An 18,421-nucleotide genomic window follows, 5' to 3' on the forward strand; every position below is an offset into this window, starting at 1 on the left:
CGTTATTCATTAATTATTGATGAGTGAATTACTCAAAGTAGAGCATTTAAAAAAATATTTTAGCAAAAAAGGAATTTTTGGTTCAAAAACGACTACTGTCAAAGCAGCAGACGACATAACATTTTCACTAAATAAAGGAGAGGTATTTGTTTTGGCTGGAGAATCAGGTTCAGGAAAATCAACTATTGCAAAATTAATTTTAAAATCAATTCAACCAGATTCAGGTAAAATAATTTTTGAGAATCAAGAGATAGACGATGATGAAAAAAATCTTAAAAAAATTAGAATGAACTGTCAAATGATACATCAAGATCCCTATGACTCTATCAATCCTAGAATGAAAATCGGGGACATTGTTGCAGAACCTCTTGAAATTCACAATTTAGGAAACAAGGATGAGAGATTACAAAGAGTAAGAGCGGTGTTGCAGGAAGTAAAATTAGAACCAGTTGACGATATAATCAAAAAATACCCACATATGCTATCAGGAGGGCAAAGACAGAGAGTGGTTTTAGCAAGGGCTCTATCAGTCAAACCCAAAATAATCATTGCCGATGAACCTGTCTCGATGCTTGACATGTCAATAAGGGCAGAGATGCTTGAATTAATGCATGATTTACAGAAAAAATACCAGATATCATTTATCTACATCACGCATGATTTGGCAACTGCAAGATATTTTGGGCAAAGAATTGCCATTTTGTATCTTGGGAAGATTGTAGAGATAGGTCCGATCAATAGCGTGTTATTGAAACCAAGGCATCCATACACACAGGCATTAATTGATGCAATTTCAGAGCCTGACCCATCTAATCTTCACAAAGAAAAGAAAATCAGAATTAATGAGTCAATCGATATTGATGTGTATCAAGGATGCAGATTTAGATCAAGATGTCCTTATCTTATGGACAAATGCAATGTGGAGCCAAATTTAGAAAAAATTGCCGATGGTCATTTTTGTGCATGTTATGCAGAATTAGATTAGCTAGTTCGAACAGAAGGCATTCGTTTATCTTTGTATGTAACAACATTTGAAACTCCATTTTTTGGAAATACCCCATAGATGAGTTTTGCACGTTGTACTACTGAGTCTTTTAGAGATACCATAATGAATTGACTTTCTTTAGAACGTTCTTCTAAAATATTTGCCAATCTCTCAGAGTTGGGTGCGTCAAGATGCGCATCAACTTCATCAAAGAGATAGAATGGAGATGGTTTTAGTTTTTGCAATGCGAGAACAAACACGATAGCAGCTAATGTTTTTTCACCACCACTAATTGAGGTAGATTCTCTTTTTGGTTTGTTTGGGAATTGAATCAGATAAGAAATTCCAGAATTAAATATATCATCTTCGTTTTGTAGTTCTAACCATGCATTGCCACCAGTCATTTTGTTGAAGATTAATCTAATTTCTTTGTCGACTTTATCAAATGCATCTAAGAATGTCTGACGCTTGTCTTTTTCGATATCTTCAATGAATTTAACAATTGAGTTTCGTTCTTCTTCAAGAGAGTTCTTTCTAGTGGACATAGAACGGTATCCGTATGAAACCTCAAGGTAAGTCTCAGGTGCTTTTGCATTTAATGCGTTAAGTGAGTTCAATTCAGTAGTTAATCCTTGTACGATAGAGTCAACATCAAATGTCTCCATGTCTTTTGTAAATCCAAAAGTGGAAAGAATTTGTTGTAGTTTGGATTCATTTTCAATCAAATCATGCAAATCACGATTAAGAGAGTCAGATTGACGCTCTAGTATATTGATTTGTTTAGTAAGTTCTCTGTCCTTTTCAGTTAAAACTTTGAGTTTATCATCAAATTCTTTGAGTTGTCCAATCGAAGAGCCAGAAGTGGAGATCAGTTCTTGTTCTTGTTCTCTTAGTTTTACAAGAATTTCAGTTTTTGATTCCTTTTGAATTTCTAATTCGCCTATCTTGGTTTCTAATTCTTGACGTTCAAGAGTTAGGGAGTTTTCTTCATCACGGAGTCTATTTGACTGAGATTTTTCCCTATTATCTTGTGTTTGTAATGTAGTTAATTGTGATGATTTGTCTCTGTACTCATTCATTATAGTAGTGTAGAGCTTTTCAACTTCTGCTTTCTTATTATTAATTCTAGATAACTCACTTGCAATGCGTTCTTGTTCTCCGCCAGCATAGTTTTCTTCAACTATAGAAATTCTCTGATTAAGTGATTCTATGTGAGATTCATTTGTAGATATTTCAGATTCTATAGAAGAGTTTCTTTCAGTTAATGAAGAGATTCTTTTTGTAAGTTGTTCTTTCATACTTATTGCAGAAGTTATTCTTGATTTCAAATTAGAATAGTTTTCATTTGTTGATGTAAGTGAATTTTCAGAAATTGATAATCTATCGGCATATGATTGGATAGAGTCTTCAAGTTTTTTTAACGTGTGTTTTTTCTTTTGAATGTATTTTTTTATTAGGTTAATTGATTGGAATAGACCATCAATATCACTGCTCATCGAAATTAATTTTGTAAGTTTTGAAATCTTTGAATTAATATCAATGACGACAGTACCGCCTTTGGCTTCGAAAAATTCACCATCAAGGGTGACTGATTTGTAGCCTAAATTCGATATATTATATGCAGATTCACGCGTCTCAGTAAGCACAATATTCCCAAATAGGAACGTCTTTAGTGCAGAATACGTAGGATTGCATTCCACATAATCTGCCAGGATTCCAAGAACGCATTTTTCTTTTGGCAATGTTAGTTTAAACTTTGGAATGGCATCTAGCGGGATAATCTTTAGTTTGGGAAGTTTTTTGCTTCTTGCGACTTCAGCTATAGTAAGCAATGTTGCAAAATCTTTTACAACAATTGCTTTAATCCAATCAGAACTTACTGCAAGAACAGAACGCTCGTATTGCTTATCCCAAGATATCATTTCATAAACTAATCCTTCGATGCCAAGTTTTTCTGCATCCTCTTTTAATTTAGCAACAGTATAATCTTCATGCATGAATCCTTTCACAGTATTTATTTTTGATTCATACTGAGTTGCAGCAGTACTAGATTTTTCCAATATCAATCCTAACTCATCCATATCATTGTTAATTTTGGATTTTCTTTCTTGTAGTTTTAAAATTCTAGATTTTATTTCAGTAATTGATGCATTATGATTTTTCATCATAGTTTCTAATTGATTTTTGTAGCCAGTTAGTTTTTCAATATCTTGTTCTAATTCATTAAATTTTGTAGTGTTAGTTTTTATTTTAATTGCAGACTCATCTTTTTCATGTTGAACTTTAGAGAGTTTTAATTTTGCTTCATTTAACTGTGCAACAAGTATTTTGATTTTATTATCAACTTCGGATTTTTTTGCAGCGGCTTCGGATTGTTCAGTTAAAATCTTATTTCTTTGCGCATCAACAATTTCTAAATCAGAATTGATTTTATTTTTCTTTTGATTGGTTTCTTCAATAGAGTCCTTAATTTTTTGAATTTGTGTTTCAATGTCTGTTCTTGCCGCACTAACATCTTCTAATTCAGATTTTATTTCAGGAATTCTCAAATCAATTTGCTCGATTCGTTTCTTGGAAGCTGAAATTGCTGAATTGTCGATTTCGTATTTTTCCATTGCAGAACTAATTTCTGCATCAAGGGATGCTTTTGCTTGAGTGTAATCATTTGCTTCTGCCATTAGTTTGGATTTTTCAGATTCTAGGGTAGCTATTTCTGTTCTGATAGCATCACGTTCTGTATCGAATTGGGTGATTTCAGTCGTAATGGTCTTCAAATTATCTTCTTTTATGGATTTTTGACCAGAAATTATCCTCATTTTATTGGCAGCAGAGATTGCTTTGTACCTATTTAGCTCACGCTCCAAGATATCATGTCTTAATTTTTGGTTTCTTTCTTCCTCTAGCTCATCAATTCGTTTTTTGATTTCACCCATTTTTGCAAGTGCAATTTCTAATCTTCTATCTGCTTCATCTAGTTGTTTTACAGCTTCTGTCTTTTTTTCATCAAAATAAGATAATCCAATTAAATCTTCAATGGTCTTTCTTTTTTCTTCAGAAGTAAATTCAGAAATTCTTGTAACTGTACCCTGTTGAACAGCATTGAGTTGTCCTAGTCCAGCATTTGCCATATCAAGTAGATCTAAAATATGACTTCGGTTAGTTTTCTTTTTGTTAAGATAATAATTATTTTCTCCGTTTTCATCCATCTCTCTTGTGATTTCCACATTGTCTGAATCAACTGGAATTTTTCTATCTGAATTATCAAAGTGAACACTGGATCTTGCCATCTTAGGTCCACGTCTATTTCCTTCAATATCATGAATTAATGATCTAAGTTTGTCAACTCTCATGACTTTGGGTTTATTCTCACCCATTGCAAAAATAATGGCATCCAAAATGTTACTTTTTCCAGAACCATTAGGACCAGAGATCGATACAAGACCAGGTTCAAACTGAACTGTAGTGTTCTTAAAGCCAAATGACTTGAATCCGAAGATCTCTACTTTTTTAACATGAACCAATAGGATTGTTTTCTAATTACGTAGGATAATCGATGGTTAACAAGTTTAGTTGACAGAATTGCATAATTTTTCTTGTTTCAGTATCAAATTTTTCGTAGCGGTCAATGTTAAAATTATTGATAAAAAATGATCGTAAAATGTGCCTACCTATAATTACCATTCAGGTGTTATGAATTCATGGTAAAGTTAGGAATTGTTCAAACCTCATCTTGTAAAACTAACAATGAAGGAATTTTGAGAATTTCCAAAGTATTGAAAAATTTAGGGCGAAAAGAGACAGATATTGTGTGCCTACCAGAACAATGGTTAAAACAAAATGAGATCACTTCATGGGAAGAGGAATTTTCAGTTTTTAAAAAAATTGCAAAGGACTATTCCATGACTATTATTCCTGGGGCATTTTACGAGTCTAAAAAAAATACCAAGTCTATTGTATCACCAATTATTGGGCCCGAGGGTGAAATTATTGGCAAGCAAGAGAAAATACATCCATTTGACTATGAGCGAAATTCTGTCAAGCCTGGAAACGAGGCTAAAATATTCAATACTGCCTGTAAATTTGGAGTAGTAATTTGTTACGATATGGTTTTTCCAAATGTTGCAAATACACTAGTAAAAAAGGGAGCCCAGGTTCTTTTCTCACCTAGCAGGATTGTGAAAAGAGGTATCGGTCCATGGGAAATGTATGTCCAAGTTAGAGCACTTGAGAACAGAATTCCAATCCTAGCAGCAAATGTGAAAAATCATAGATTTGGCGGCAATAGCGTCATAATTGATTTGACAGAAAACAACAAAGTAGTAACAACAAAAATGTCTAAAATTCAAGGCGAGGGTGGTATTTCTAAAGAATTCAATTTAGACAAATACGAGAAGAGTAGAGAATCTAGATTTAGTGACGCAAAAAAGTTTCAGTAATTATTCGCCAGCAACAAATTTCTCGCAAGCAATTTTTGCAGCAACATCAGATGTTTGCTCTATTGGATGTTTCATCAAGTATGCGCTAGCTGGTTTTATTGGACCACCAACGCCTCTATCAAGTGCAATTTTTGCTAATCGTACTGCATCAATTACAATACCAGCAGAGTTTGCTTTATCATCAACCTCTAAACGGACTTCCATGTTATATGGAATGTTTGCCCATTGACGACCTTCAATTCTCATGAACATCAGTTTAGTATTTCCTAAGAATGGAATAAAATCAGATGGTCCAACATAGATTTGATCATCGTCAAGTCTTTCATCAAGCTGACTTTGAACACTTTCCGTTTTAGAAATTTTCTTTGAAACCAATCTATCTTGTTCTTTCATATTGAGAAAGTCAGTATTTCCACCTACATTAATTTGGTAAGTTTTCTCAATTTTTGTTCCTCTGTCATTACACAATTTTGCTAAAGTTCTATGAACAATGGTAGCTCCGACTTGTCCTTTAATATCATCACCAATACATGGAATATTTTTTTCTTCAAATTTCTTTGCCCATTTTTCATCAGATGCAATAAAGGAAGGAATGCAATTTACAAATGCAGTATTAGTATCAAGACAAATTTGAGCCCAAAACTCAGTTACTTTATCAGAGCCTACAGGTAAGTAGGATACAAGAATTTCAGTACCAGTTTCTTTTAGAATTTTTTTAACTTCTTCAGCAATCTGTTCAGTAGTTTTATTACTTTGAATTGGTTTGACTCTGTTTTCAACCCACAGTCCAACTCCATCTAAAACAGGACTTTCATAGACTTTGGCATCTGTTTTTGGCATTGTTTCTTTAGGAACCCAATCAACCATGTTTGGATATTCGTAGATGGCTTCCATCAATGGTTTGCCCACTTTATTTTCACCAACATCAAATCCACAAACAAAATCAATATCGTGTATTCCATATCCAGCTAATTTTTCATGAATAATTCCAATAACTTGTTGAGAAGGATTTTGTCTATAGTATTCAATTCCCTGTATCAAACCAGAAAAACAATTTCCAATTCCTACCAACCCAACTTTAATTTGGTCTACCATTCGAAATTTGGTGTTATTAGGCGGGTTTAAAGTTTTCTTAGTACGTAAAAAAATTCTTGAAATTAAGGCAGAATTTTATACATGAAAGCTGCGTTAAAAATTCATGGTAGAACCAGGCCGACCTGTAAAGGATATAGAGATAAATGCAAACACATCAATTGAAAAAATTTTTGATGAGTTGTCTCAATCAGGTGGGTTTGAATCAGTCAATCTATCAGATGGCTTGGAAATTTTATCAGAAATGATTTCTGATAAAGAATGCCTTAGATTCGTATCATTTGTGGGTGCAGTGGTATCTACAGGATTACGTGGAATTATAAAAAATATGATTAAAAACAAATGGTTTGATGTTGCAATTACTACATGTGGTGCACTAGACCATGACATTGCAAGACATTTTTCAAATTATAAAGAAGGATCCTTTACAATGGATGATATGGAATTAGCTGATCAAAACATTCACAGATTAGGAAATGTTCTAGTTCCTATGGATAGTTATGGTCCATTAATTGAAGAAAAGATGCAGGCATTTTTAGAAGAAGAATACCAAAAAGGAGTCAAAGAAATGACAACTGCAGAAATATGTAAGATGGTTGGAAAACATCTAGGTGAAGATTCATTCCTGCATTGGGCATACAAAAACAATGTCAATGTAATAGTTCCAGGAATAATGGATGGTGCTGTAGGAAGTCAAATTTGGTTATTCTCACAAAAACACAGTGATTTTAAACTAAACATGACTGGTGATGCTAATTTACTATCAGGTTTAATTTTCAAAGCAGAAAAATCAGGAGCTTTTATGATTGGAGGTGGAATTTCAAAACACCACACATTATGGTGGAATCAGTACAGAGAAGGATTGGATTATGCATTTTACATAACTACAGCACAAGAGTTTGATGGAAGTTTGAGTGGTGCCCTAGTAAGAGAAGCAATATCATGGGGAAAAGTCACACAGAAAGCTAAACAAGCAACACTTCATGCAGAAGTCACTACAATTTTGCCATTTATCTATGCAGGGTTGCTATCAAAATTAAAAACAGATTAGAAATTAGATAAAAGCTATTATGCAGCAGATGTAAAAATAATTTATTGCTACCCAAAATAAGAATAAGAGAAACTAAACCAGTGAATTTACAAGGAGGTTACCTAATTGACGGATTTCCATCAGTGGGGTTTAGTAGTGCAATTGCTTCTGAATCAATGATTCACACATCAAAATTTGAGTTAGCTGCAGTGATTGATTCGGATTTTTTCCCACCAATCAGCATTGTTAAAAATGGAACACCAAGTTATCCTACAAGGATTTTTGTCAATAATGATTTGAAGGTTGGTGTGTTTCTGTCATATCTAACACTAGATCAATCATTTCACAGAATTGCAGCTAAAACAATGTTAAAGTGGGCAACTAAACACAAAATAGGATTAATCATTAGCAGTGTTGCAATAAAATCAGAAGACGGGAATGGAGAAATGATAGGAGTCGGAAACACTGACTCTGCAAGAAAAAAAATCAAAGACGCAGGGTTGAAGGTATTAGAGCATGGGACAATTCCAGGAATTCCAGGTATTTTATTAAATGAGGGAATCATGACAGGACAAGATGTTATTGTGATTATTTTTCACACCAGTGGAAGCGGGCCTGATTTTAAATCAAGTGCAGATCTTTGTAGTGCAATGTCTAAATTAATTCCAGGGGCATCATGCAATATATCGGCATTACAAAGTGAAGCAGAAAAAGCTGAGCTTATTATGAGAGCAACTCAAGCCGAAGCAGGAAATCTTAAAGATTCAATGTACATGTAAATTATTTCAATCAAGTTTATTTCATAATCAAAATGAATAATCAGTCATGGAGCAAATATTTCAATTTGCATTAACGGTTATAGTAATTTCAGCTTCTGGAGTAATGGCTCCAGGTCCACTGTTTGCAGCAAATGTGTCATACGGATTACGTGGAGGAACCAAAACAGGACTAAAAATGGCAATCGGACATACAGTTGTAGAGCTACCATTAGTAGTATTGTTAGGAATTGGAGTATTTTCTTTAGAAAATTTTTCAATCGGCAATAATTTCAGAGATTTGATTTCAATTTTTGGGGCAATAGCACTTTTTGTATTTGCGTTTCTTCAAATTAAAACAGTATTTAAAAAAGATAAATCATTTTTTTCAGAATCAAAAAAAGACCCACTTATTGTTGGAATTGCACTTAGTGCATTGAATCCATTTTTTATAATGTGGTGGCTAACAATCGGATTCAAATTAATATCAGATTCAATGCTTATTTGGGCATTTGCGGGAATTTTTATTTTATTTATCATACATATTTGGATGGATTTTGTTTGGCTAGGAGCCGTATCATATTTAGCATCAAAAAGTAGAAAAATTATTTCAAATAAAAATTACAAAATCTTAATGATAGGGCTTAGTGCGATGTTAATTTATTTTGGAATTACATACTTACAGGATGTTTTTTCTTCATCCACAATCTAAAATTTCAATCTCAGGCTCACAAGAATCATTAAACAAATCAATTTTTTCAACAATCGCTTCACAAAAATTTGGATCTAATGATTTTTCATACAATGAAATTTCATTGATAATCATCATATGTTCAATGCCGCATGTATATCCACTAAAACCCACAGAAACACCGACTAAAAATATTCCAATTGCAAGGAAAACAAAATATCTTAATTTAGTTTTTTGAAATGTCAATTTCCATTGTAGAGACATTTCTTTGTTTTCCATCTTGAGATGTGAGAGAATCTGATGAAATTCTTACATCACTAATTACATATCCAACAGAATCCATTCTTTTAACAATCATTTGTGAAACATCTACAGCTTGGGTAATTCTTTTTCCACGTGCTTTTATCGTAACAGTTGGTCGTGTAGATAATTGAGTTAATGTTGCTGAGACATATGTCATTATAGGTTTGGTACCAACAAAGATTACATCACGTTCTTCAGTGGAATGTGGTGAATCAGAGAAATATTTTGCTTTATCATATTTAGATTTTGTAGATTCTTCAGAGTTTTCGATTTCAGGTGCATCTAATTGTGGTTCTGGTTCAGGTGCATCTAATTGTGGTTCTGGTTCAGGTGCATCTAATTGTGGTTCTGGTTCAGGTGCATCTAATTGTGGTTCTGGTTCAGGTGCATCTAATTGTGGTTCTGGTTCAGATTCTGGAGGCGACTCGGATTTAGTTCTAGAATCAAATTCGGATAAAATATCTTCTGCATCTTTTGATTTTTTAGAGTCGCTCAATTTTTAATTCCTGTTATAACAAAATTTTCTTTCGCTTTTATTTAATTTTTGAGGTTCTGAGATTTGAGATAGTCATCAAATAATTTTTCAAGATCGACTTCATTATTGCAAATTCGAATTTTATCTACCAGTTCTTTTTCCTCAATTTCGTAACAATTCAAGACATCCTGAGAATCTTTGAAAATTAACATTGCTTTTTCTTTAAAAATACAATGATAGAGTTTTTCTTTTTCCATTTTTTCAGGCTTCAAATTTATCCCCTTATCGTCGACTGAAATCGGATAATCCACGAGAATAGTAAAACTGCTCAATATTTAGAGGGATCATCCAAATTGTTCTACGGTATTTTTTGATAATAATTTAGGTTCAACTAAGGGTACTAGATACCTTTTTGAGGATAGAAATAGATACAGGTAGGTATGAAAATTAGAATTTGAGATTTGGGGATTTTTGAAATATTTTAAATCCAATCTTTGAACTGTTTAATTATTCTAAAATTAAATCACTATTGTGGTTTCAGCCGGCGTAACTGAATTTCTTAGCTTACTTACAGTGTTGTTTGGGGGTGGAATGATTTGTGCTTGGTTAATGCACAAAATTAAATTCCCAACCATAATCGGGTTTATTTTGATTGGTATTGTTGCAGGCCCATTTGGGCTGGGAGTAGTAACTGATACTGAACTCATTAATCTTTTGGCGGAGTTTGGCATCATAATTTTACTATTTGTTGTAGGACTAGAGTTCAGCATCCAGAAACTAAAGAATGTTGGATTAAATGGAGTGATTATTGGCACTGTTCAGCTGGGTATAGTTTTTTCAGCAGGTTACATTTTAGGAATAGCATTAAGTTGGACACATCTAGAGGCTTTATTTTTAGGTAGTATTTTAGCAATTACCAGTACTGCTATTTCTCTTAGATTCTTAAGAGATCTTAATCTAGTCAACACAAAAGAATGGAATACAGTAGTTACAATTCTAATTATTGAAGATCTTGCAGCAGTTTTACTTCTAACTCTTTTGGGAAATGCATCTAAAGGATCTGGTTTTGAGTTGACTGATTTTGCATGGATAATTATTCAAAGTATATTATTTTTTATTCTAACATTTGCTATTGGGATAAAGATAATACCCAAACTCTTAGAGCATGTAAGTAAAATTCGAATGGAGGAAGCACAGTTTGTTACGGCTTTAGCTCTTGCATTTGGATTATCTGTTTTGGCACACTTTCTTGGTCTAAGTAGTGCTGTAGGTGCATTTTTGATGGGAATGATTATCGCATCTTCTAAATTTTCACATTCAGTTACACAGAAAATATTACCTCTGAAGGACTTTTTCATAATAATATTTTTTGTATCAATTGGCATGTTAGTCGACATCACATTAATTCCAAATGCAATTTGGATTGCAATTCCAATAGTCATAGTTGCAATAGTGGGAAAGTTTGTAGGAAATATGTTCGCCGCATCCTTATCTGGAAACACATTGATCAGTTCATCAACTATTGGTGTCATGATGATTCCAATAGGAGAGTTTTCATTTATCATAGCAAAGCTTGGTGTGGATAGTGGAAGCATAGATGAATCAATATATCCTGTAACAATCATGGTGGCACTCAGTACAATGCTTGTCATGCCTTTACTTTTAAGAGCAATTCCCACAATAGCAGACAAGAGAGCAATAATTCCAATAAAATTGCTCGATGTAATTTTTCTGGCAGGACGGTTTATCAGGATGGGTTCTTCACTGGATCAAAAACCAAACTCGACAAAAAAAACAAGCCGTGCTAATTTGAAGAAATACGGGCCCATCTTTTTTGTGCACTTTATTATTATTATCTCGATTTTAATTGCGATGAATTATTTTTCTCCTGTCATCATATCTTTACTTGAAGATCCTAATGTTCCATTTTTTATGGATCCCTCAATTTTTCTAGGCATCATAACTATGATAATTTTGATTTATCCTGTTTTCTCACTTGTTGGAAAAACAGAGTCAGTCATTACAAAGATCTCAAATGCGATTACTGTTAATTATCCAAAGGAAGGGAAAAAACAAGTAGAAAAACCAATTCACAGAGTGATTAGAAATATTTTATTCGTTGGTCTGATATTGGTGTTAGTAGCAATTTTCATCAGTTTTGTTAGTTTGGAAGACAAAGATCTAAAAATTATTATTTCTACTGCCGGTTTTATTGCTACTATTCCACTATTATTAGACACAATTATCACAATGAGAAAGATTACTCAGACTCATCTATTTGACAACTGGTTATCATCAGAAGAAGATTAGGAATTGTAGATAGAGAGATACAAGTTTAGATATACCAAATTCTAAAAAATGTAGAATGGCAGTTGATCTTTCGACAATACCAGTAATAATAAGTTCCATCACAGCTACCATTTTTGCAATTACTTTGATAATTACTTGGAGAAATATCAAAGAAAATACAAGAGCTACACATTCACAATTACTACGAAGTTTTCACGAAGATTTACTTAACAGATTAAATAAAAATACTATTCTTAAAACAACTGAAGATTGTCAAAGATATGCAAATGATTATTTGAATACGGTTGATGAAATTGCCTATTTAGAATTAAACAGGAAAATCCCATCACATATTGCAACTTATCTAAAGAGGTTTTTTGCTTATGGTCTTGTGATAGTAGATTGGTATAATGAAATGGTTGGAGAGGATTTTAGGGAGACAGCAAAAAAAAATTGGCCAAATTATATAGAATATTGTAAAAAATACAATATAGTTTCAAACCCTGATGATAAATTACCAAAAGTTATGCAAGACTATAATCAGTTAAGAGAGAACGAATCATAAACGAAATAGAATTATTATTTTAGTTTATTGCCCAAAAAGGCCTGAATCATTTTTGGGATTATTTCAAAACTTTGTAGTGTAAATCAACAAGCTGGCCAAATTTTTCAGTTTTAATCAGTTCAAGTTTTGTTTCGTCTTCAATATTCTGAAATAAAGGAATTCCATTGCCCAAAATGACAGGGATTTTAGTTATGATTACTTCATCAACTACTCCTTGTTTCAAAAAGGATGCAATAATTTTTGCACCGCCAACTAGCCAAATGTTTTTACCTGCTCCAGGAAAGTTATCTTTTACAAATTTCTCAACATCAGATACAAACTCTGCATTTTCATCATCGTGTTGTTGGGTTTTACTAAAAACAAATGATTTTTTATCCTTGTAAGGATATTCTCCAAATGTTAACACTTGATCATATGTAGTTTTACCCATTATGACAGTGTCAATAGATTTGTAAAATGCATCATAACTTGATTCAGAAGATTCTGGAAGCCAATCAATATTTCCATCCTCTTTTGCAACAAATCCATCTAAACTTGTTGCAATGTATACAGTGATTTTCGGCATAAGGACGGTTATTGTTTAAGAGTTATAATCTTAGATTCAATTCCGTAGAGGTTTGAACATTTCTTGGAATAAAATAATGCAGATGAACACATAATATAGTAATAATCAAAAACATTTTGATTAATATTGGAATCAAGAGTGGTCTTCCACATAGATTTTGATTATTTTTTTGCACAGTGTGAAGAAATCAGAAATCCCGAGTTAAAATCAAAACCAGTATGTGTTTGTGTGTATTCAGATAGAGGGGGAGACAGCGGAGCAATTGCTACTGCAAATTACACTGCAAGAAAGTTCGGTGTCAAATCAGGAATACCAATTGCTTTTGCCAAAAAAAGACTAGAGGAAAGAAGTGATGCTGTCTTTTTGCCTGTAGATTTTGATTACTATATTGAGATTTCAGATAAAGCAATGCAGATTATGAAAGAGTTTGCAGACATTTTTGAATATGTTGGAAAAGATGAAGCATACTTGGATGTTACAAAAAGAAGTAATGGTGACTTTGATAAAGCCATGCACTTGGCACAACAAATTAAAAACACAATCAGAGACAAAGTAAAACTTAGTTGTTCTATTGGAATTTCTCCAAATAAATTAATTTCAAAAATTGCTTCCGATTACAAAAAACCTGACGGTCTTACAGTTGTACCTCCAGATAAGATTGAAGTCTTTTTAGATACATTGCCAATTAGGACTATTCCTGGAATTGGTAAGAAAACAGAACAGATATTTTCAGAAATGAAATTAGAGACTATTGAGGATTTAAAAAAATTAGATGTTTTTACATTGCACAAGGAATTTGGCAGAAAGAGTGGCACTTACATTTACAATGCAATCAGAGGAATAGACAACGAGCCAGTAAAAGAGAGAGAGTCAAGTATTCAATTTAGCAAGATCACCACATTAAAAAAAGATTCCAAAGACTATGAGTTTCTTTTAGAGAATTTAATAGAGTTATGTAAGGAAGTGCATGATGCTGTAATTAAAAATAATAAAGCTTTCAAATCAGTAGGAGTTCATTTTGTTCAATCGGATTTATCTAACAAATCAAAATCAAGAATGCTAAGAAATCCCACATCCCATTTTGAGGAATTGCAAAAAAATGCAGTACAATTGCTAAAAGAAGCGTTGGAAAATCAAACAATTACAGTTAGAAGGTTAGGAGTAAAAGTTGCAGAACTCTCAGAAATTCAAGGTCAAAGAGATATTACGAGTTTTTTCTAGGCAGGTTTTTGAGATTCAATCTTCTTGAGTCTTCTTGATTCAATCAAAATTACCACCAAAATAAAGGCAAATAACCACGGCAAAAACATAATCTCACCTGCAATTTTATGATATTCCTCCCACGCTACAGGATCCGTTGTTACTTTGAGAGCATACCATGATAATGAAAAAATTCGGATTAAATTAACAGTAATTGTTCCAATAATTCCCAAAATAAAATAAATGATTTTTCTTTTTCTAGGAATATTCATTTTCAGCATAAATGCCCCAATTACTAAAGAGAAGATGATGATGCTATGAACACCAGCAGATGGCCAGAAAACCTGAAGTGCAATTGAGCCATGATCACCTCTTAAAAACATCACGTTATCTCTTGCTACTGCAGTTCCAAGTTCTAGCATTGTAATTAATCCAACATTTGCTTGAACAAAATATGGAACAATATATTGAAGAGGTCCTAAAGTATCATATGGGAAAAATGCATCAAGGGATAAAATTATTGCAGTACCAGTTAGAAAGATAGGACCTGCAGGTGCAATTCGAATCCAACGTTTTCCAAAAAATATACTCAAGGCAGCCACTGTAAAAATAGCCATAACTACAAAGTCCCACATCCAAGTCCATGAAAAAATTAATTGTACATCAAAAGATTCTGCAGATGCAATAATGTATTCTCGCAAACCATACTCTAGTGAAATAAGATAACCAATTGTTGCAATTGCCATTGGCATTACTGATAAGAGTCGTTTTTTTGAAATAACGATTTTTAGACCAACTAATTCAGCAATTATAAAAACTAGTGCAAAGAAATACCCTCCTCGACCTTCATTCCAACTCCATGCAATAGAATCAGGAAACGCAATCATTGAAAATAAAATTGGACTAGATATTATCAAAATTCCAAATATCAAATTCCAGTTTTGCATTTAATTTAACCAGAATTATGGTAAATAAATAGGTCGACCTTATAATTTTAAAATATATCACTTGCAAACATCATACAAAATCAGGTCTAGTCTTCAGAGTTTTCATGATCTTCATCATCAGGATCTCTTCTACTTGGCCTTATTGGGACGTAAATGTAGGTCACAAAAACATTTCAAAAGGGTACAAGATACATTCCAAGGTTGTAAAAGTTTGCCCTTTTAGTGTATAATTTATACAAATAGTCAATCAGGCATCATTTTTTCTTTAAGAAAAATAATTGAATCAAAATCTAGTGTCAATCCATCAATTGAATTATTTTGTAAAAATTTTGAAATTTTTAAAATAAATGAAAATGAGAAAAATATGACATTATATTTAAGATCTTTAGAAAATCTTATCACCTAGATTGTTTTTCTTTTAATTATGGAAATTCAAGAAGCTGTTGAAAAAGTTTTGAAGGTAAGCCCATCTGTCAGAGTTGTCAGTGTGTGCGATCTAAAAGGCAAATTGGTATTTTCAGCACGTTCAAAGAAAGTCAATCTTTTGGTGTCAAAAAAACAAAGTTTGGCATCATTGAAGGCTGCTGCAAAAGATTGGAGCTTAAGAAAGAAGCTTCTAAAATCTCTTGGACCATGCAAATACGTAGTTGCAGAATATGACAAGGTAAAACGCATAGTGATTCCAGCAGGAAAAAATCATATTTTGTATGTCACTACTACTGCATCATTAGATCATAACAAAGTAGTAAGAAAGGTTCGTTCTTTCAAGTGAGCAGACCTCTTTTATTTTTTCTATAATTAATATCGTCATTTAATTTGTTTTAAAAAATTTTGATGAGGTAACTCAACATCTATTTACTTAATTTTCTTTTTCCAGTACCTCGTCCAGAACTAACCCACAAACCTTTTGTGGATTTTGTTGGTGTGCTTTGAATATCACCAAATTTTATTTTGCTTGTACCACGACCTACTGTGATATACTTGTCTTTGGATGCTTCCTTTCGGGCAGCTTGATCTTTTTTGAATTCTTCTCCTTGCCATTTTCCATCCTCACTGTCAACATAGACATATCCCGTACCTCTTGCATTTCTTACTCTTATTTTGGCCATTTAATCACTTGTAGTTACAAATTCTCATTAATAAAATTTTGAAAGAGATCATTTTTTGTAAAGATCTGAAAAGTTTAGCAAAATTTTTGTAATTTATTCCCAAAAAAGTAAGATTCTCTGCCTAGGCATTGGAATTTAATTTGCATTCAATCTTGAGGGATTTAATTGTGGTAAAATAGGTAATTGCTAAGATACCAATTGCAACAATACGAATGGGGATTTCATAATTTGTTAGAAACGCAGTAGCTGTAGCGCCTACAGAGCCAAAAGTCGATATTACTGCAAATCCAATGGGGCCACAACTGCATGCACCAGCAGCTGCACCAATAAAGGATCCGAATATCCCCCCACTCATTTTACGTTTAGATCTTTTCAACATGTTGATTCTAAAAATATTCATTGGAACAACCAAGGAAGAGAGAGCTGAAAGAATTACAATTAAGAGAAATCCCAATTCAGTTCCTGATGGAACGTGACCAACCAAATAAGGCTCCAAGAAGATGTATTCTGAAATGATTAGCAGTCCAGTTACCATAATTGCAAAAATGGTTATTGCCAAAACAAGATAGTTGACGTTAGAAAATACTAGTTTTACTTCATTCATTTAGATCATTTGATCCAATACTTGCTTAAACACAGAGAATGGTTGTGCACCGCCTATCTGTTGCTGTCCATTAGGACCAACAATAAAGAATCCAGGGGTTCCTTTGACGCCATGTTCTCTTGCTTGTTGAGTGTTGTATTGAACACGTTTAGAGTATTTTCCAGAGTCAAGACAGCCATCAAACAATTCGCCATCAAGGCCTAAGCTAAGTGCAATTGCTTTGAGTCTTTCAGAGTTTGCCCAACCATTATCTATTTTATCTTCTTGTAAATTGTAAAGCATGTCATGATATTCCCAATACATTCCTTGCTCTTCAGCACAATATGTTGCTTGAGCTGCTTTTGGAGAATCACGACCTAAGAAAGCCATGTCAACAAAAACAAGATTTGCTTTTCCAGTATCAATATAATCACGAGTTATAGCAGGTTTTGTATTGTGAAACCAATTATAGCATTGATGGCACTGGTAATCTCCAAATTCAACAATAGTTATCGGAGCTGATGGATCACCTAGAATTGGAGACCCCATTGCAGTAGAAATTGTTCCATGGCTCCTACTCATATCCAAATTAACAGTTTCAGGGGAGGCAGATAATGACGCAGCCACGCCCACAATAATTGCAATTACAATTACACCGACTACTATAGGTAATTTCTTCAATACTCGAACTTGAAGAAGCAGTTAAAAAAACTTATTCCAAATTCCTTGAAGATTTTCTTTTAAACAGACTTGTAAATTTAGAAATGGCAGTATCAATAGGACATGCCTCACATGTTACACTAGATGAATGGCTTTGAAGATGCTTTTCAAATTTTGATCTTGATTCTAGGACAATATTACATTTTTCACAATAGACTTTTGTTATTTTATGTTTAGAGTATTTTTCCACAGATAACTTGTATCATCTGTGCTTATAAAGATCCTGTCTAAAATCCATTTTTTAAAATCAAGATAATATTCAAAGATAATGAATTCGCATATGTGTAGTAAGTTCTACTTGGTATCGTGTAACAAACCCACAGTGGGTGCATGAAAACATCTCATCTTGAGGGGAAGATTCTCTTTCAATTGTTTTACCAGAGATAGATTTTATGGTGATCATATCATTGTTAGAGATTACCGCGAAATTATGAATCTCCCCAATAGAATCAAGAAATTCTTTGATCGCAGAAATCACTGTTGTGTTATCAACTATTTGATCATCATCAAATTCAGATAAAGTGAATTGGTGATGTTTCAGAGTTGGAATTGCCGCAACTTGATCAGCTACATAGACTAGTAATTCATTTTGAATAGATTTGACATCTTTGCAATCTATGGTCAGCATAAGGTTTTGAGAGTAAAATCATTATTTTAGTTTAACATTAATTGAAAA

20 protein-coding genes are annotated in these 18,421 nt (G+C 33.0%); 9 read left to right on the plus strand and 11 right to left on the minus strand.

The window, feature by feature from the left end; all coding sequences use genetic code 11:
- Nucleotides 1-19 precede the first annotated feature (19 nt).
- Nucleotides 20-985 carry an oligopeptide/dipeptide ABC transporter ATP-binding protein gene (locus tag ACX119_RS06520; protein ID WP_459350487.1) on the plus strand — a complete coding sequence of 322 codons (966 nt, stop codon included), beginning with the start codon at nt 20-22 and terminating at the stop codon, nt 983-985.
- Here the strand turns inward: ACX119_RS06520 and ACX119_RS06525 are convergent.
- Nucleotides 982-4,506 (minus strand): AAA family ATPase, encoded by a 3,525-nt coding sequence (locus ACX119_RS06525; protein WP_459350488.1) that lies wholly within the window; start codon nt 4,504-4,506, stop codon nt 982-984. The two genes, ACX119_RS06520 and ACX119_RS06525, sit on opposite strands and share 4 nt — an antisense overlap.
- A gap of 177 nt (nt 4,507-4,683) precedes the next feature.
- On the opposite strand from ACX119_RS06525, the gene ACX119_RS06530 reads away from it, so the two are divergent.
- Entirely contained in the window at nt 4,684-5,421 is a 738-nt protein-coding gene (locus ACX119_RS06530; RefSeq protein ID WP_459350489.1) for a carbon-nitrogen hydrolase family protein, read from the plus strand.
- Here the strand turns inward: ACX119_RS06530 and ACX119_RS06535 are convergent, their stop codons facing one another.
- The gene (locus ACX119_RS06535; RefSeq protein WP_459350490.1) at nt 5,422-6,516 is read right to left on the minus strand and encodes an inositol-3-phosphate synthase; all 1,095 of its coding nucleotides are present in this window, start codon (nt 6,514-6,516) and stop codon (nt 5,422-5,424) included.
- A 103-nt stretch (nt 6,517-6,619) separates the two neighbouring features.
- Between ACX119_RS06535 and ACX119_RS06540 the strand changes: the two genes are divergently transcribed.
- Genes ACX119_RS06540 through ACX119_RS06550 form a run of 3 tightly spaced genes read left to right on the plus strand, consistent with a single transcriptional unit; the run spans nt 6,620 to nt 9,010 of the window.
- Nucleotides 6,620-7,564 carry a deoxyhypusine synthase gene (locus ACX119_RS06540; protein ID WP_459350491.1) on the plus strand — a complete coding sequence of 315 codons (945 nt, stop codon included), beginning with the start codon at nt 6,620-6,622 and terminating at the stop codon, nt 7,562-7,564.
- Nucleotides 7,565-7,608: 44 nt separating this feature from the next.
- Nucleotides 7,609-8,322 (plus strand): proteasome assembly chaperone family protein, encoded by a 714-nt coding sequence (locus ACX119_RS06545; RefSeq protein WP_459350492.1) that lies wholly within the window; start codon nt 7,609-7,611, stop codon nt 8,320-8,322.
- A gap of 46 nt (nt 8,323-8,368) precedes the next feature.
- A complete protein-coding gene (locus tag ACX119_RS06550; RefSeq protein ID WP_459350493.1) occupies nt 8,369-9,010 on the plus strand; it encodes a LysE family transporter in 642 nt (213 codons plus the stop codon).
- Here ACX119_RS06550 and ACX119_RS06555 read toward each other — a convergent pair.
- The 3 genes from ACX119_RS06555 to ACX119_RS06565 are packed head-to-tail and all read right to left on the minus strand — an operon-like array spanning nt 8,996 to nt 10,078.
- The gene (locus tag ACX119_RS06555; protein WP_459350494.1) at nt 8,996-9,235 is read right to left on the minus strand and encodes a hypothetical protein; all 240 of its coding nucleotides are present in this window, start codon (nt 9,233-9,235) and stop codon (nt 8,996-8,998) included. The two genes, ACX119_RS06550 and ACX119_RS06555, sit on opposite strands and share 15 nt — an antisense overlap.
- The gene (locus ACX119_RS06560; RefSeq protein WP_459350495.1) at nt 9,216-9,788 is read right to left on the minus strand and encodes a DNA-binding protein; all 573 of its coding nucleotides are present in this window, start codon (nt 9,786-9,788) and stop codon (nt 9,216-9,218) included. The genes ACX119_RS06555 and ACX119_RS06560 overlap by 20 nt, the downstream gene beginning before the upstream one ends.
- A 41-nt stretch (nt 9,789-9,829) precedes the next feature.
- Complete coding sequence (locus ACX119_RS06565) at nt 9,830-10,078, minus strand: hypothetical protein (RefSeq protein ID WP_459350496.1); 249 nt, start codon at nt 10,076-10,078, stop codon at nt 9,830-9,832.
- Nucleotides 10,079-10,298: 220 nt separating this feature from the next.
- On the opposite strand from ACX119_RS06565, the gene ACX119_RS06570 reads away from it, so the two are divergent.
- Entirely contained in the window at nt 10,299-12,077 is a 1,779-nt protein-coding gene (locus tag ACX119_RS06570; protein ID WP_459350497.1) for a cation:proton antiporter domain-containing protein, read from the plus strand.
- Between the two features lie 55 nt (nt 12,078-12,132).
- Complete coding sequence (locus ACX119_RS06575) at nt 12,133-12,621, plus strand: hypothetical protein (protein WP_459350498.1); 489 nt, start codon at nt 12,133-12,135, stop codon at nt 12,619-12,621.
- A gap of 58 nt (nt 12,622-12,679) precedes the next feature.
- Here the strand turns inward: ACX119_RS06575 and ACX119_RS06580 are convergent, their stop codons facing one another.
- Nucleotides 12,680-13,186 carry a dihydrofolate reductase family protein gene (locus ACX119_RS06580; RefSeq protein WP_459350499.1) on the minus strand — a complete coding sequence of 169 codons (507 nt, stop codon included), beginning with the start codon at nt 13,184-13,186 and terminating at the stop codon, nt 12,680-12,682.
- Between the two features lie 126 nt (nt 13,187-13,312).
- On the opposite strand from ACX119_RS06580, the gene dinB reads away from it, so the two are divergent.
- Entirely contained in the window at nt 13,313-14,407 is a 1,095-nt protein-coding gene (gene dinB, locus ACX119_RS06585) for a DNA polymerase IV (RefSeq protein WP_459350500.1), read from the plus strand.
- On the opposite strand, the gene artG is transcribed toward dinB, so the two are convergent.
- Nucleotides 14,404-15,333 (minus strand): thaumarchaeosortase, encoded by a 930-nt coding sequence (gene artG, locus ACX119_RS06590; RefSeq protein ID WP_459350501.1) that lies wholly within the window; start codon nt 15,331-15,333, stop codon nt 14,404-14,406. The genes dinB and artG overlap by 4 nt on opposite strands.
- Before the next feature lie 424 nt (nt 15,334-15,757).
- On the opposite strand from artG, the gene ACX119_RS06595 reads away from it, so the two are divergent.
- Nucleotides 15,758-16,105 carry a hypothetical protein gene (locus ACX119_RS06595; protein ID WP_297591907.1) on the plus strand — a complete coding sequence of 116 codons (348 nt, stop codon included), beginning with the start codon at nt 15,758-15,760 and terminating at the stop codon, nt 16,103-16,105.
- A gap of 79 nt (nt 16,106-16,184) precedes the next feature.
- Here ACX119_RS06595 and ACX119_RS06600 read toward each other — a convergent pair whose 3' ends face one another.
- The 4 genes from ACX119_RS06600 to ACX119_RS06615 form a co-directional block, all read right to left on the minus strand.
- Nucleotides 16,185-16,442 (minus strand): hypothetical protein, encoded by a 258-nt coding sequence (locus ACX119_RS06600; RefSeq protein WP_459350502.1) that lies wholly within the window; start codon nt 16,440-16,442, stop codon nt 16,185-16,187.
- 121 nt (nt 16,443-16,563) lie between these two features.
- A complete protein-coding gene (locus tag ACX119_RS06605; protein WP_459350503.1) occupies nt 16,564-17,046 on the minus strand; it encodes a hypothetical protein in 483 nt (160 codons plus the stop codon).
- Nucleotides 17,047-17,706 carry a DsbA family protein gene (locus tag ACX119_RS06610; protein ID WP_459350504.1) on the minus strand — a complete coding sequence of 220 codons (660 nt, stop codon included), beginning with the start codon at nt 17,704-17,706 and terminating at the stop codon, nt 17,047-17,049.
- A gap of 298 nt (nt 17,707-18,004) precedes the next feature.
- Nucleotides 18,005-18,373 (minus strand): C2H2-type zinc finger protein, encoded by a 369-nt coding sequence (locus ACX119_RS06615; RefSeq protein WP_459350505.1) that lies wholly within the window; start codon nt 18,371-18,373, stop codon nt 18,005-18,007.
- Nucleotides 18,374-18,421: the final 48 nt, after the last annotated feature.

The organism is Nitrosopumilus sp. S4, from assembly GCF_054515835.1.

Coding starts and splice junctions, on each gene's coding strand:
- ACX119_RS06605 (WP_459350503.1), bottom strand. CDS start 17,046: ATGAATGAAGTAAAACTAGTATTTTCTAACGTCAACTATCTTGTTTTG.
- artG (WP_459350501.1), bottom strand. CDS start 15,333: ATGCAAAACTGGAATTTGATATTTGGAATTTTGATAATATCTAGTCCA.
- ACX119_RS06600 (WP_459350502.1), bottom strand. CDS start 16,442: ATGGCCAAAATAAGAGTAAGAAATGCAAGAGGTACGGGATATGTCTAT.
- ACX119_RS06530 (WP_459350489.1), top strand. CDS start 4,684: ATGGTAAAGTTAGGAATTGTTCAAACCTCATCTTGTAAAACTAACAAT.
- ACX119_RS06595 (WP_297591907.1), top strand. CDS start 15,758: ATGGAAATTCAAGAAGCTGTTGAAAAAGTTTTGAAGGTAAGCCCATCT.
- ACX119_RS06535 (WP_459350490.1), bottom strand. CDS start 6,516: ATGGTAGACCAAATTAAAGTTGGGTTGGTAGGAATTGGAAATTGTTTT.
- ACX119_RS06580 (WP_459350499.1), bottom strand. CDS start 13,186: ATGCCGAAAATCACTGTATACATTGCAACAAGTTTAGATGGATTTGTT.
- ACX119_RS06550 (WP_459350493.1), top strand. CDS start 8,369: ATGGAGCAAATATTTCAATTTGCATTAACGGTTATAGTAATTTCAGCT.
- ACX119_RS06615 (WP_459350505.1), bottom strand. CDS start 18,373: ATGCTGACCATAGATTGCAAAGATGTCAAATCTATTCAAAATGAATTA.
- ACX119_RS06540 (WP_459350491.1), top strand. CDS start 6,620: ATGGTAGAACCAGGCCGACCTGTAAAGGATATAGAGATAAATGCAAAC.
- ACX119_RS06520 (WP_459350487.1), top strand. CDS start 20: ATGAGTGAATTACTCAAAGTAGAGCATTTAAAAAAATATTTTAGCAAA.
- ACX119_RS06575 (WP_459350498.1), top strand. CDS start 12,133: ATGGCAGTTGATCTTTCGACAATACCAGTAATAATAAGTTCCATCACA.